The 14775-nt window shown below is 41.4% G+C and carries 14 protein-coding genes; 9 read left to right on the top strand and 5 right to left on the bottom strand.

Features of this window, described 5'->3' with window-relative positions:
• The first annotated feature begins 23 nt into the window (after nucleotides 1–23).
• On the top strand, nucleotides 24–776 hold the full coding sequence (gene fkpA, locus PSR9079_RS03075; RefSeq protein WP_145242404.1) for an FKBP-type peptidyl-prolyl cis-trans isomerase: 753 nt from the start codon (nucleotides 24–26) through the stop codon (nucleotides 774–776).
• A gap of 56 nt (nucleotides 777–832) precedes the next feature.
• On the opposite strand, the gene PSR9079_RS03080 is transcribed toward fkpA, so the two are convergent.
• Nucleotides 833–1882, bottom strand: coding sequence for a S66 peptidase family protein (locus PSR9079_RS03080; RefSeq protein WP_145242406.1), 1050 nt, complete (start codon nucleotides 1880–1882; stop codon nucleotides 833–835).
• Nucleotides 1883–2058: 176 nt separating this feature from the next.
• Complete coding sequence (gene rsd / locus PSR9079_RS03085) at nucleotides 2059–2526, bottom strand: sigma D regulator (protein WP_145242408.1); 468 nt, start codon at nucleotides 2524–2526, stop codon at nucleotides 2059–2061.
• Nucleotides 2527–3028: 502 nt separating this feature from the next.
• Here rsd and hemE point away from each other — a divergent pair.
• Nucleotides 3029–4093 (top strand): uroporphyrinogen decarboxylase, encoded by a 1065-nt coding sequence (gene hemE / locus PSR9079_RS03090; RefSeq protein WP_149980407.1) that lies wholly within the window; start codon nucleotides 3029–3031, stop codon nucleotides 4091–4093.
• Nucleotides 4094–4178: 85 nt separating this feature from the next.
• On the opposite strand, the gene sthA is transcribed toward hemE, so the two are convergent.
• A complete protein-coding gene (gene sthA / locus PSR9079_RS03095; RefSeq protein WP_145242412.1) occupies nucleotides 4179–5606 on the bottom strand; it encodes a Si-specific NAD(P)(+) transhydrogenase in 1428 nt (475 codons plus the stop codon).
• A 13-nt stretch (nucleotides 5607–5619) separates the two neighbouring features.
• Nucleotides 5620–6753, bottom strand: coding sequence for an acyl-CoA desaturase (locus PSR9079_RS03100; RefSeq protein ID WP_145242414.1), 1134 nt, complete (start codon nucleotides 6751–6753; stop codon nucleotides 5620–5622).
• Between the two features lie 126 nt (nucleotides 6754–6879).
• Here PSR9079_RS03100 and fabR point away from each other — a divergent pair, with 126 nt between their 5' ends.
• From fabR to PSR9079_RS03135, 7 genes are all read left to right on the top strand, one after another.
• Nucleotides 6880–7497 (top strand): HTH-type transcriptional repressor FabR, encoded by a 618-nt coding sequence (gene fabR, locus PSR9079_RS03105; RefSeq protein ID WP_149980408.1) that lies wholly within the window; start codon nucleotides 6880–6882, stop codon nucleotides 7495–7497.
• A 383-nt stretch (nucleotides 7498–7880) separates the two neighbouring features.
• Nucleotides 7881–9434, top strand: coding sequence for a 2-isopropylmalate synthase (gene leuA, locus PSR9079_RS03110; RefSeq protein WP_149980409.1), 1554 nt, complete (start codon nucleotides 7881–7883; stop codon nucleotides 9432–9434).
• Nucleotides 9431–10507 (top strand): 3-isopropylmalate dehydrogenase, encoded by a 1077-nt coding sequence (gene leuB, locus PSR9079_RS03115; protein WP_149980410.1) that lies wholly within the window; start codon nucleotides 9431–9433, stop codon nucleotides 10505–10507. Before leuA ends, leuB begins: the two co-directional genes overlap by 4 nt.
• A 75-nt stretch (nucleotides 10508–10582) precedes the next feature.
• Nucleotides 10583–11983: a 3-isopropylmalate dehydratase large subunit gene (gene leuC / locus PSR9079_RS03120; RefSeq protein WP_149980411.1), complete on the top strand. Its 1401-nt coding sequence runs from the start codon at nucleotides 10583–10585 to the stop codon at nucleotides 11981–11983.
• The gene (gene leuD / locus PSR9079_RS03125; protein WP_149980412.1) at nucleotides 11983–12582 is read left to right on the top strand and encodes a 3-isopropylmalate dehydratase small subunit; all 600 of its coding nucleotides are present in this window, start codon (nucleotides 11983–11985) and stop codon (nucleotides 12580–12582) included. Before leuC ends, leuD begins: the two co-directional genes overlap by 1 nt.
• Before the next feature lie 118 nt (nucleotides 12583–12700).
• A complete protein-coding gene (locus PSR9079_RS03130) occupies nucleotides 12701–13666 on the top strand; it encodes an SRPBCC family protein (protein ID WP_149980413.1) in 966 nt (321 codons plus the stop codon).
• 125 nt (nucleotides 13667–13791) lie between these two features.
• A complete protein-coding gene (locus PSR9079_RS03135) occupies nucleotides 13792–14385 on the top strand; it encodes a hypothetical protein (protein ID WP_149980414.1) in 594 nt (197 codons plus the stop codon).
• Nucleotides 14386–14388: 3 nt separating this feature from the next.
• Here the strand turns inward: PSR9079_RS03135 and PSR9079_RS03140 are convergent, their stop codons facing one another.
• Nucleotides 14389–14760, bottom strand: coding sequence for a hypothetical protein (locus PSR9079_RS03140; RefSeq protein WP_145242437.1), 372 nt, complete (start codon nucleotides 14758–14760; stop codon nucleotides 14389–14391).
• Nucleotides 14761–14775 lie beyond the last annotated feature (15 nt).

A 14775-nucleotide genomic window follows, 5' to 3' on the forward strand; every position in this document is an offset into this window, starting at 1 on the left:
GCAAAGTGTGTCGGAGATTTAAAATGAAAAAGACGATTAAATTGTCATTGATTGCAGCGTCAGTTTTAGCGCTAACAGCTTGTAATCAAGAAGCAAAACAAGAACAAGCACCTGTTAAACTTGAAACTGAAGTACAACAACAAGCATACGGTATTGGTGCATCTGTTGGTAACTTTTTAAATAAAGATTTAGCTGATAAAAAAGAGTTAGGCATTGAGCTTGACCAAGCATTATTAATTCGTGGTTTTGAAGATGCCCTTGCTGGCGACGCAAAAATTGACGAAGAGAAAATTCGTGAAGTATTAACTGCACTTGATACGTCAGTACGTACTAAGCAAGAGCAACATGCCAAAGTAGAAGCTGAAAAAAGCCAAGCTGAAGGTGAAAAATACCTAGCTGATAACGCTAAGAAAGAAGGCGTAACAGTAACTGAATCAGGCCTACAGTACGAAGTGATCACTCAAGGTGATGGTGAAATGCCAGTAGCAACTGACGTAGTTAAAGTACACTACAAAGGCACACTACTTGACGGTACTGAATTTGATAGTTCGTATGCTCGTAACGAACCAACGACTTTCCCACTTAACCGCGTAATCGCTGGTTGGACTGAAGGTTTACAACTTATGCCTGTAGGTTCTAAGTATAAGTTTACTATTCCAGCAGAACTAGCATACGGCGATCGTGACTTAGGTAAGATCCCAGCTAACTCAACACTTGTTTTTGAAGTTGAATTACTTGAAATTCAAAATGAAGAGCAAGCAGCAGCTGCAGAGTAATTATTTATTCTGTGTGAGAAGGGGGCTAATTAGCCCCTTTTTTTGTTGCTAAAATCTTAGCTAAAGGCGGTTTCTTTCATAGTCAACGTACCAGTATCAGCATTGAGTTCGATTTGCGTACCGACCGGTAATATGAACTGTCGTTTTATATGGCCAATCATCGCCCCTCGGTAGGCAGGGATAGCCAGCGGTTTTATATAATCTGCAAAAATTTCATCTAGCGTCAATGAGCCATAGCCATTTCCCGGGCTGCAATCGTTACAGTCACCAAATACAAACCCCGCTATTTTGTCCAGTGCACCCATTAGTTTTAAAGTGCTGAGCATGCGGTCAATCCGATAAGGTGCTTCATCAATGTCTTCTAAAAATAAAATAGCCCCGTCAAATTGTGGTAAATAAGTTGAGCCAGCCAGCGCTGTTAGTACAGTTAAATTACCGCCGATAAGTTGTCCAGTCGCTTTACCTGGTGTGATGGTTTGGGTGAGGTATTGGCTATTAACCAATTCATCCTCGGCTTTTGGCAAGTTGCTAAAGTGCATGCGGGTTTGTTGCTCAAACATTTGTTTAAATTGTTTAACATGAAATGGATTCCAATCACTAGAGGCGTTAGGTCCATGAAAACTAACAATACCCGCCTTAGCCAGCAACGCGTTATGAAGTGCGGTGATATCTGAGTAGCCCATCAGCGGTTTGGCGTTAGCACGGATCATTGCATAATCCAGTAGGGGTAAAATACGTGCCGCCCCAGAGCCACCTCGTAAGCAAAAAATAGCATCAACACTGCTGTCGTTAAACAGCGCATTAAGATCGTCTGCACGTTGTGTATCAGTGCCCGCAAGGTGGCCACGTCTAGCCATAATATTAGGTGCTAACTTAGCATTATAGCCAAGTGCTTCAATTACTTGCTTAGCTAAAATAATGTCTTTTTGATTTGCTGTTGCTGCTGATGGGCTAGCTACACCAATTGTGCCTCTGCTTGGTAAGGCGTTCGGCTTTTTTAAACTTAGTGCAGTTTGACTTGATAGGTTAGCTGCTTGAGCGCTATTGCCTGCGAGTAACCCTGCACTGAGGAGTGATACAGATTTCAAAAATGTACGTTTATTCATGGCGAGCCTGTGTAGTTTTAATGCACAATAAGGCTATAATTACATCATTGAAATATAAATTTCAATTTTATGGGGTGTTATGGGAATATTAAATTTATAGATGGGTAAGAAAAGACTTAAAGTAAACAGCAAACAAGGAGCTTAGCTCCTTGTAACGTAATAATTGTGTGTATTATCTAGGTGTGATTAGAATATAAATTATCAATCAACTCATCTTCTAACTCAAAACGCAGCTCAAGTGTTTCACCAAGTTTTGATAAGTCGTCATCAAAATCATTGAGTAAATCTTCTTTATCCACCTCTGCATATTTGTCATTAAAATCAAGTGCAATGTCAGTAGTTTGCGAAATTCGTGGATAAAGTTCATTGGCAAGCTGCTGGCTATTAGGGCCTTTTTGCTCACATGCCTTGGCAATGTCGTCATACACTTCAAAGTGACCAGCAGATAAATAATCCATCAATAGTTGGCAAAAATTTTGGATCTGTAATTGGTCAGGTAAGGCATGGTCTTTTTTATCATACGGTGAAAAGCCAGCAATACGACAATATAAAACTAATAGTTCTTGGCGTTCTGAGAGCCATTTGTCGATCACGGTGTGGCTACCACCCCATTTTTGTTGAGCTTTTTCCAAACGCGTCAGCATTATCATTCTCCTTAGCTGGGTTGGTTTCTTCTATAACAATGAAATATGCCGCAAAGATCAACACATTTTTTTTATAATTTTGTAATAAAACAAGAACTATATGATATATAAACAGTTTTTTTAATAAAATACAAATCGTTTATATTGTTTCAGGCAAGAAAAAACCACCATAAAGGTGGTTAATTTCTTTTTCCATGACTTGTTTAAACAAGCTTTCTTATTGTTATTAGAAGATTTTTATTTTTATTGTTATGTAATTTTTATTGTTTTTATTGTTAACGCGGGACAAGTTATACCAAGGTTTTTACTATGTTGCAAACATATTAATAAAAAATTTCAAATGTTATTGTTTGTTGTATTAATTTTGTACCAAGCAAGCATCTTAAAATAGATTATTAATCTGTATCAATACTAAGGTTAATTAGTGCCATAGCGATAGAGAGGTGTGCGATATGGTGATACAATCTGCGCAATATCTATCAGCTTTAGGATCCTTTACGCTATGAGCGAATTAAAAAACGACCGTTATTTACGTGCACTACAAAAACAGCCAGTTGATGTGACTCCGGTATGGATGATGCGCCAAGCAGGGCGTTACTTACCAGAATACCGCGCAACTCGTGCACAAGCGGGCGATTTTATGAGCCTGTGTAAAAATGCTGAGCTCGCTTGTGAAGTAACATTACAGCCGCTGCGTCGTTACCCATTAGATGCCGCTATTTTATTTAGTGATATTTTAACGATTCCAGATGCGATGGGCTTAGGTTTGTATTTTGAAACCGGTGAAGGTCCTAAATTTGAGCGTCCAATTTCATCACTTGCTGATGTACAAAAAATTCCAAAGCTCGATCCAACAGATGAGCTTGGTTATGTTATGAATGCCGTAAGCACGATCCGTCGTGAACTAAAAGGCGAAGTACCGCTAATTGGTTTCTCGGGTTCACCTTGGACACTTGCTACTTATATGGTTGAAGGCGGGAGCAGCAAGACCTTTGGCAAAATCAAAAAAATGGCATTTGCTGAGCCAAAAACACTGCATTTGTTACTTGATAAGCTTGCTGATTCAGTGATCGATTACTTAAATGCACAAATTAAAGCCGGTGCGCAGTCTCTAATGGTGTTTGACTCATGGGGCGGTGTATTGAGCCCGCGTGATTATAAAGAGTTCTCATTGCAGTACATGCACAAAATCGTTGATGGTTTAATTCGTGAATACGATGGCCGCAAAGTGCCCGTTACGTTATTTACTAAAAATGGTGGTCAATGGATTGAAGCGATAGCAGCAACGGGGTGTGATGCAATTGGTCTCGATTGGACAATTAATATTAGCGATGCTAAGCGCCGTGTCGGCGACAAAGTAGCTCTGCAAGGTAATATGGATCCATCAATGTTACATGGCACACCAGATCGTATTCGCCAAGAAGTAGCGACTATCCTTGAAGATTTTGGCACAGGTGAAGGTCATGTATTTAACTTAGGCCATGGTATTACGCCTGATGTTGATCCTGAAAACGCGGGTGTATTTATTAATGCCGTACATGAGTTTAGTGCGCAATATCATAAGTAACTGCAGCTGTAACAAGCACTGTCATTTATAATCAAAAAAGCCCGCTTATCAGTAAGCGGGCTTTTTATTAGCTGTCTCAACGTGTTTATTTAAACAGTCGATTCAAACCATTTAACGCCGCAACACGATAGGCTTCAGCCATAGTTGGGTAGTTAAAGGTGGTATTTACAAAGTAATCAATATTATTGCCGCCATTTTTTTGTTCCATAATGGCTTGGCCAATGTGCACGATTTCAGAGGCACGCTCGCCAAAACAATGCACACCCAGTACTTCTTTGGTTTCAGTGTGGAATAATATTTTTAAACTACCCACTTCGGTACCAGCAATCTGTGCTCGCGCTAAATGTTTAAATTGAGCTCTGCCGACTTCATAAGGGATTTTCGCGGCGGTTAACTGCTGCTCTGTTTTACCTACTGAGCTCATTTCAGGGATGGTATAAATACCTGCCGGAATATCAATAATTAGTTTTTCATCGCAATTACCACAGGCAATTGCATCGGCTGCAATTCGACCCTGATCAAACGCTGCACTAGCAAGACTTGGGTAGCCAATGACATCACCAACGGCATAAATGTTATCGACCTCGGTTTGGTAAGTTTCATTAACTTTTAACTGCCCGCGGCCATCAGCTTTTAAGCCAACCGCTTCAAGGTTAAGTCCGTCAGTGTTGCCGGTGCGACCATTGGCAAATAAAATACAGTCAGCTTTAACGCGTTTTCCTGATTTTAAATGCATAACAACGCAATCATCACGGGTTTCAATGCGGTCAAACTCTTCGTTATGGCGGATCACAATGCCGCTATTCCAAAAGTGATAGCTTAAAGCATCTGAGATTTCAGCATCCATAAAGGCGAGTAAGCGGTCGCGAGTATTAACTAAATCGACTTTTGCACCTAAACCTTTAAAAATAGACGCATACTCACAACCAATGACACCAGCGCCGTAAATAAGCACACGATGAGGGTCATGCTCTAGGCCTAAAATAGTATCGCTGTCGTAAATACGAGAATGGGTAAAGTCGACTTCAGGTGGGCGATAAGGGCGAGAACCTGTAGCAATAACAATGGTTTTAGCAGTTAGTCGTTCGGTTGACCCATCAAGACGTTTAATTTCAATTGTGTGCTTATCAACAAAGCTAGCATCACCTTGAAACATATGAATGCGATTACGATCGTAAAAGCTACTGCGTAAATTTGATTGCTTAGAAATAACCGAGCTGGCGTGGCGCAAAATATCAGGAAACGTTAACCTACTAGGGCGCTCACCCACATTAAACAATGGGTTTGCTTTGTATTCTATATAGCGGCTAACAGAGTGACGTAGTGCTTTTGAAGGGATAGTACCCCAATGTACGCAACCACCACCAACGGCAGCTTGGCGTTCGATAACGGCCACTTTTTTGTTGCTTTTAGACAGGTTCATGGCGGTACCTTCACCGCCAGGACCTGTGCCTATAATAATTGCATCATATTGAAATGATGGTTGTTCTTGCTTTACTTGTTGTTTGGCCACAGCCACTCCTACATTAACTAAAAGAGGCTTTTAATAACCTCGCATTGAGTGCAAGCCACGCCTGCTTTTGATTTTCCCAGGCTGCTTCCAACTCATGATATTGTGTCATTAAAGCTGATTTTTCGCATTGTTGCAGCATGTTATTCTTTTTAACTTCTAAAACTTGCTTTTTTAGTGCGCAAAAGTGTTGTAGCTTTTTCAGCAATAAATCGTACTCTTGCTGCAATAATGTAAGCTTATCTTGCGCTAAAGGCAATTTCGCTAAACGGTTTTGCGTTCTATTCATTAACGTTTCGGCTTTGGCTTTTTCGATGCGCTCAACCGGCGTACGTTTTAATTTTTTAGCAAGTCCAACAGCCGCAAAAGCGCGGATCATCCATTTTGTGGGATCATAATGAAACCATTTTATGCCATTGCGATAATCACTGGCAAAAATATGATGAAAGTTATGGTAACCCTCGCCATAAGTAAACAAGGCTAGTACCCCGTTATCACGAGCAGTGTTTTTTTCGGTGTAAGGTCGAGAGCCCCAGATATGCGCCACCGAATTAATAAAAAAGGTGAAATGCTGGCTCAATACCAAACGCAACAATCCAGCTAACAACAGCATGCCAATTACATCACCAATTATTAAACCCAGCAGGGCAGGGATACCAATATTAGTTGCTAATACTAATTTCATATAATGACGGTGTTGCCACATCACTATTTTATTGCGTTGTAAATCACGACAATTACTATAATCACCATAACTGTCGCCTTGGTAATCGCGTAACATCCAACCTATGTGGCTATACCAAAAGCCATTAGTTGCTGCATAAGGGTCTTTTACAGGGTCATCAACTTGGCCATGATGAACGCGGTGATCGCTGCTCCAGTGCAGCGCACTATTTTGTAGTGCAAAAGCACCACCTAAAGCAAAAAAGGCTTCTACAACAGGATGAGCGTCGTAAGTTTTATGAGCCCATAAGCGATGGTAGCCTGCGGTAATTGACATACCAGCATAAAACATACAAGCAACAAATGCGATCCAATGACTACTGGTAAAGCCATGGGTAAACCCATACCAAGGCACTAATGTGGCAGCAGCCAAAAAAGTAATACTAAAAAATAGGACATTGGTCCAAATAATCGGTGGTTTTTTCATCTTTTCAAATCTGAGCGTACACTTGTAAGCTAAAATAATATTTCATTCTCTTGCCGTCAAGTATTAGACTGGAGAATTAAGATAAAAATCACCATAAATTGATTTAAATTAAATCAGGAGTAGTTCATGTCGGGTGTTCGCGCGCAACAGAAACAAAAAACACGACAAGCTTTAATTGAAGCGGCATTTAACCAATTAAGCGCCGATCATAGCTTTTCTAATTTAAGTTTACGTGAAGTTGCCCGTGAAGCAGGTATAGCACCAACCTCATTTTACCGCCACTTTAAAGACATGAATGAACTGGGTTTAACCATGGTCGATGAAGCCGGTTTAACGCTGCGCCAGCTAATGCGCCAAGCGCGCCGCCGTATAGCCAGTGGCGGTAGCATTATCACCACCTCGATTGTTACTTTTATGGAGTTTATTGATAACTCCAGTAATCAATTCAGATTATTACTGCGTGAACGCTCCGGCACCTCTAAAGCATTTCGTGCCGCTGTAGCCCGTGAAATTAAACACTTTATTTTAGAGCTTGCTCATTATCTTGAAAGCGAAACCCCGTGCGATGCAACTCATGCGTATATTCAAGCAGAGGCTATGGTCACGCTAGTATTTAATGCCGGTGCTGAAGCATTAGACATAGAAGGGCAACAACGAGAAGAGTTAGTCGAGCGTTTAATTTGGCAATTACGTTATATAACGCGTGGCGCTAGTAATTATGTGCGAGATGGTAATAAAGAGTAAAAAATAGCAAAGAGTTAATCTAAGCGTAGGCTTTAAGCTGATTAGTTTAATAGGCTTATATTTTTGGTTTTTTGTATTAATCTATGCTTTAAATTTAACTTTTTGGATTGTTAATTCTTTTTGAGTGGTGTTAAATTCCTTTTTGTGGAAATATTATGCTTGCATGCGCAGTTTTGAAGTGTTAAAAATAGGGCTCACTGAACACACACATTTAGTAAAGACGATGCAAAACACTCATTTAATTACATTAAAACTGAACCTCTTACTGCAAGCGCACGTGAGCGGGGATTAGTGTATTTGCATTAAGTAAACACAAAAAACCCCGCATATCGCGGGGTTTTTTTTATCTCGCATCCAGGGCAGCAGAGAATTAAGGGTAGATTATGCAAGAACAAGATAAAGTATGGATTTTCGACACCACTTTACGTGATGGTGAGCAAGCGCTTAAAGCGAGCCTGACTGAAGAAGATAAAATCCAGCTGGCACATACTATTAGCCGCCTAAATGTGGATGTGATGGAAGTAGGTTTTCCGGTTTCGAGCCCTGCCGATTTTCGTTCAGTGCAACGTATAGCGACAGAAGTGAAAGGCCCTATTATTTGTGGTTTAGCACGCGCTGTTGCTAAAGATATTGAAGCCTGTGGCGAAGCACTTCGCACAGCACAACAAAGTCGAATTCATACTTTTATTGCTACCAGCCCTTTGCATTTAGAACACAAGCTACGTATGAGCTTAGATGATGCGACAGCCATGGCGGTTAAATCAATTAAGCTTGCCCGTAATTATACTGATGATGTGGAATTTTCATGCGAAGACGCAGGCCGTACACCGCATTGGGATTTATGCAAAATTGTTGAGCAGGCGATTAATGCCGGTGCATCAACCATCAACTTACCAGATACAGTTGGTTTTGTTACGCCAGACGAATACGCGGCGATGATCCGCCATTTAATGAATAACGTGCCAAATATTGATAAAGCGCGGTTAAGTGTACATTGTCATAATGATTTAGGTTTGGCTGTTGCCAATTCTGTTGCAGCGGTGCAAGCCGGTGCACGGCAAATCGAATGTACTATTAATGGTATTGGTGAGCGTGCGGGTAACTGTTCACTTGAAGAAGTGGCGATGATCATGAAGATGCGCCAAGACCACTTAAAAGTGTATACCGATATTCGCAGTGAAGAGATTTATCGCGCCTCACGCCAAGTGGCGAAAATTTGTAATATGCCAGTACAACCTAACAAAGCGATTGTTGGCGAGAATGCTTTTGCCCATAGTTCAGGTATTCATCAAGACGGTGTATTAAAAGCGCAAAATACCTATGAAATTATGTCACCAGAAAGCGTCGGCGTACCAAATAACCAATTAAATATGACCTCACGTTCGGGTCGTCATGTTATTGAGCACCGCCTTGAAGAATTAGGCTATCAAAAATCTGATTACGATATGGATAGCCTATATGAAAGCTTCTTAACCCTTGCAGATCAAAAAGGTACAGTGTACGACTATGACCTTGAAGCGATGATTTATTTTAACCAAATCAGTGATAAAGACGACAAATACCAATTAGAGTTTGTTAACTCAACGTCTAACTCGCAATCAGTAGCAAGCTCAACGATTGGGATGACGATTGGCGGAGAGTCTAAACAAGAAGCGGCTACCGGCAATGGCCCTGTAGAGGCGTCATTCTTAGCGATTGAACGTTTAACGGGTATGGCTGTTGAAATGATTGAATTTAATCTAGAGGCGACCGGTGAAGGTGCCAGCTCATTAGGTGAAGTAAATATAATAGCTAAATACGATGGCCGCCCTTATCACGGCGCGGGCATTGCAGCGGATGTGGTTGAGGCGTCAGTACGCGCCATGATCCGCGTTTATAACTTAATTTATCGCGCACAAAAAGTGTCTGATTTAAAACAACAAAGGAAAGCAGGATGAGTCAATCAAATTATAGCGTTGCAGTATTAGCAGGCGACGGTATCGGCCCAGAAGTAATGGCAGCAGCAGAGCAGGTATTGGATGCTGTGAGCAGTAAATTTGGTTTTACTTTAACTCGTCATCATCATGCCATTGGCGGCGCTGCGATTGATCAATTTGGTAAAGCGTTACCCGATCAAACCCTTGCAGCGTGTGAAAGTGCCGATGCAATTTTGTTTGGTTCAGTAGGCGGTCCAAAGTGGGAGCATCTTCCTGCCAATGAGCAACCAGAGCGCGCATCACTTTTGCCACTACGTAAACACTTTGGTTTGTTTTGTAACTTACGCCCAGCGCAACTATTACCAGCACTGAGCGCTGCATCGCCATTACGTGCCGATATAAGCGAAAAAGGCTTTGATATCTTATGCGTGCGCGAGCTAACCGGCGGTATTTACTTTGGCGAAAAAGGCCGCAGTGGCGAAGGGGCTGAAGAAACCGCATTTGATACACAAACTTATTCACGCAAAGAAATTGAACGCATTGCACGTTTTGCCTTTGAAGCAGCAAAATTACGTAATAACCATGTAACGTCGGTTGATAAAGCCAACGTATTAGCATCAAGTGTATTATGGCGCGAAGTAGTAACCGAAGTAAGCAAAGACTTCCCAGAAGTAAGCCTTGATTATATTTACGTTGATAACGCGGCAATGCAACTGGTTAAACAACCTAGCCAGTTTGATGTGTTACTGTGTGATAACTTATTTGGTGACATATTGTCAGATGAATGCGCGATGATCACCGGATCTATGGGCTTATTGCCATCGGCAAGTTTAAATCAGTCAGGCTTTGGTATGTATGAACCTGCTGGTGGTTCGGCACCTGATATTGCTGGCAAAGGGGTTGCAAACCCAATCGCACAAATTTTAAGTGCCGCGTTAATGCTACGTTATTCACTAGGCCAAGATGAAGCGGCGCGCAGCATTGAAAAAGCAGTAGCCGAAGCGGTCGAAGCAGGCGTAGGTACACCGGATATTTACCCAAATGCAGGTTATACAACGCAAGACGTTGCCGCAGCAATTGTCGCTCGTATATAAAACAGCACGTATTTAAACAATTATTCACTCGCTGCACCGTCACGCGGCGAGTCAAACAAATTAGGGGATCAGCAAGTGGCCCAAACGTTATACGATAAAATCTGGCAAGCACATGTAGTTGCTAGTATTAATGAGCAAACCGATTTACTTTATATTGACCGTCATCTAGTACATGAAGTGACATCGCCGCAAGCTTTTGCTGGCCTGCGAGAGAAAAACCGTAAAGTGCGTTGTCCTGAAAAAACCATCGCAACGATGGATCATAATGTATCGACCAAAAGCCGCTCATTAGATGCCGCCAGTGAAGTATCAAAAAACCAATTGATGGCGCTTGATGCCAACTGTAAAGAGTTTGGTATTGTACTTTACGATTTAAACTCAATTAACCAAGGCATAGTGCATGTAATGGGGCCTGAGCAAGGTATTACTTTACCTGGCACTACCATTGTTTGTGGTGATAGCCATACCTCTACTCACGGTGCATTTGGTGCGCTGGCCCATGGTATTGGTACGTCTGAGGTTGAGCACGTACTCGCGACGCAAACACTACAACAGAAAAAAGCCAAGTCATTAAAAATTCAAATTAATGGTGTACTACGGCCAACTGTGACAGCCAAAGATTTGATCATGGCGGTGATTGGTAAGCTAGGTACCGCTGGTGGTACAGGTTATGTGGCAGAGTTTTGTGGTGAAGGCATTGCAGCACTGTCAATGGAAGCGCGTATGACATTGTGTAACATGAGTATTGAAATGGGCGCAAAAGCAGGTTTAATCGCACCGGATCAAATTACTTATGATTACTTAAAAGGCCGCCCATTTGCTCCACAAGGCGATGATTTTGAAGCTGCAGTTGTCTACTGGGAAACCTTAAAAACTGACGAAGGCGCGCAGTTTGATTTAAAAGTTGAACTAGAAGCGAGTAGCATTCAGCCGCAAATTACTTGGGGCACTAGCCCTGAGCAAGTTATTGGTGTTGATGAATGCATTCCAGATCCAGATCAAGAGCCTGATTTAATTAAAGCTGATGCGATTCGCAGCGCGCTTAAATACATGGGTTTAACGGCCGGTGATAAGTTATCGTCAGCGAGCGTAGATACGGTATTTATCGGTTCATGTACCAACAGCCGAATTGAAGATTTACGCGCCGCCGCACAGATTGTTGAAGGTAAAAAAGTGGCTGCTGGTGTTGAGGCGTTAATCGTACCTGGCTCTGGCTTGGTGAAAAAACAGGCTGAAGATGAAGGCCTAGCTGATATTTTCAAAGCTGCTGGTTTTGAGTGGCGTGAACCGGGTTGCTCAATGTGCTTAGCCATGAACGATGACCGCTTAGGTGCAGGCAAGCGCTGTGCATCCACCTCAAATCGTAACTTTGAAGGTCGCCAAGGCCGTGGTGGTCGTACACACTTAGTAAGCCCTGCAATGGCCGCTGCGGCAGCTATTCATGGTCGCTTTGTTGATATTAGAGGAGAAGCCTAATGAGCATTTATTTTAGTGGCTTAATGGCCCCACTTGATAAAAACAACGTCGATACCGACCAAATCATTCCCAAGCAGTTTTTAACCTCAACCAGCCGTGATGGTTTTGATGCGGCATTGTTTTATGATTGGCGCTATTTAGATAACGACGAGCCAAACCCTGAGTTTATTTTAAATCGGCCATGTTACCAAGGCGCGCAAATATTACTAACTCGCGATAACTTTGGCTGCGGCTCATCACGTGAACATGCACCATGGGCGCTTAAGCAATATGGTTTTGAAGTGATTTTAGCGGAAAGCTTTGCTGATATTTTCTTTAATAACTGTGGCAATAACCAGATGCTAGCTATTGCACTACCAGCGCAAACATTGGAAGACTTGTTTGTATTGAGTGAGCAACATGACGATATTCATATCGACATCGACCTTGAAAATCAGGTGCTTACCAGTAACAAGTTTGCCCCAATTAGCTTTGATATTCGCAAAGACGTAAAAGAGCGTTTATTAAGTGGTTTAGATTTTATCGGTGTCACCGAAACCCTCAACCCACAAATTGACGCCTTTGAAGCAAAGCTTAACGCTGAGCGCCCTTGGCAGTAAAGGTTTAAAAGTTATTAAACAATGAAACGCGGCTCAGGCCGCGTTTTTTATTGCTGCGGTTAAAAATAGTTGTTAACTTCGGAACATTATTGGCAATTAAACATTGAAAGAACTATTTATGCGAACGCTTTCTCCAAAATATATAGGCATTATTTTAGGTGTGCTTTACGGCATATCTATACGGGTATTTCTAGAGTTTAGTGATGCGTTTAACTTCGGCAGTTTAGTCACTATTTCTTTTATGTTTTTAGTCCCCATTGCGATTGGCTATATTCGTATTTATTTTGAATGCAAACTCAATAAATCAATGTCTTATAAGCAAATGGCAGTTAAGGCTTGGCAGCCTATTTTTGTATTTTTACTGGTCAGTGTAGTCACTCTTTTAGAGGGGAGTATCTGTGTCGCCATGGCGCTACCAGCATTTATGTTATTTGCAAGTATAGGAGGAGTCTTAGCTGGATTTGTACATCGTAAATTAGAAAAAGAAAGTAAAAAAGTCGTCATGTCAGTGGCATTAATACCTTTGATTTTATCACCGCTAGAGGTGAATTTTTTAAAGCTATCGCAAACATACGAAGTTAAAAATTCAATTGTTATCAATGCACCAATAGATGTTGTTTGGCGGCAATTGGCGAATGTAAGTTACATTGCAGACGAAGAGTTCCCAATGTCATTTTCGCAATTAATAGGTATTCCTCGCCCTTTGCAGGCGGATATGGATGCACAAGGTGTAGGTGCAGTGAGAACCAGTAAATGGCAAAAGAACATTGTATTTAAAGAAGTTATAACCGATTGGCAGCCAAATAAACAAGTGCTCTACCAGTTTGATATCGACCCTGATTTGATTCCAGACAACGCACTAGATAAACATGTAAAGCTAGGTGGAGAATATTTTTCTCCTCTTTATGGAGGCTATTATTTAGCAGAAACCGCTAATGGACAAACCGTTTTAACGTTAAAAACCACTGTTGAAGATAATACCAACTTTACTATTTACTCTCGATTATGGGGTGAGGTTATTTTTCAAGACTTTCATAATTCACTATTAAAGTTGATGAAAAGCCGAGCTGAAAAAGCCGTTTAAGCTATTTTATGGTTGGCTTGCAAACTTTTTTAGCTTACTCACCGCTGGACCACCATTCACCGCGATTACTTCCTTTGTATTTATTAACAGGCTAAGCTGCAACTTTATACTTTTAGGAACATGCTATGAAATTATTAACTGCGGCAACTTTATTGCTGGCGTCTACGGCGGCGTTTGCTCGCCCTGCGCCTTTGGTATCTATCCCAACTCATGATGGCTTTTTTGATAATATTGCCGCCTATTGTGGTAAAGCTTTTGAGGGTAAAGTAACGGTTGATAATGCCACTGGTCCTAGCTCGTTTGCGGGTAAAAAATTAGTCATGCATGTTCGTAAATGCACTGATAGCGAGTTACAAGTACCGTTTCATGTAGGTGATGATGCATCACGTACGTGGATCATTACCAAAACCGGTAGTGGTTTGAGTTTAAAACACGATCATCGCCATCAAGATGGGACTGATGATGTATCGACTATGTACGGTGGTCATACGGTTGATGCTGGGTTTGCTAACGTGCAGTCGTTCCCTGCGGATCAGTATTCAAAAGAATTGTTTGTTAGCCAAGGTATTCCACAATCTATCGGTAATACATGGCAGATGTATATTTACCCTGAAAAGTTTACTTATCGTTTAATTCGCCAAGGCCGCGAGTTTCGCGTTGATTTTGATTTAACAAAACCAATTACACCACCGCCAGCGCCTTGGGGTTATAAAGACTAAAGATTAGTCTTTGCTGGGCTTTGTCTCACATTGTAGTAATACCGTTAAAGGTGGCTGATAGGCGCGGGGTTTGGTTGGGAAACGATCATACTCTTGTACACCATCAGTCACTTTTAGCATAAACGGATTACCACGGCATAAACGGTCAGCATGGCGCAATAAAAATACACTTTGATTTTTAAAGTGCTGATAGTCGTCAGATTGAATTTCTAGATGATAGTTATTTGCGTCTAATTTTGTTTGGTAATAATGGACTTTTTCATCAAAGTCATAGAGTTTTTCGGTTTCACCTTTTTCTGCTAATACCGCATTACTGCCTATTAATAGTGCCAGTGCACTGATAATTACTAGCCTATTTGCTGTTTTTCCTTTCATAAACCTTTAACTCCA

Source organism: Pseudoalteromonas rhizosphaerae (assembly GCF_902498845.1).
GTDB classification, from domain to species: Bacteria; Pseudomonadota; Gammaproteobacteria; order Enterobacterales; family Alteromonadaceae; genus Pseudoalteromonas; species Pseudoalteromonas rhizosphaerae.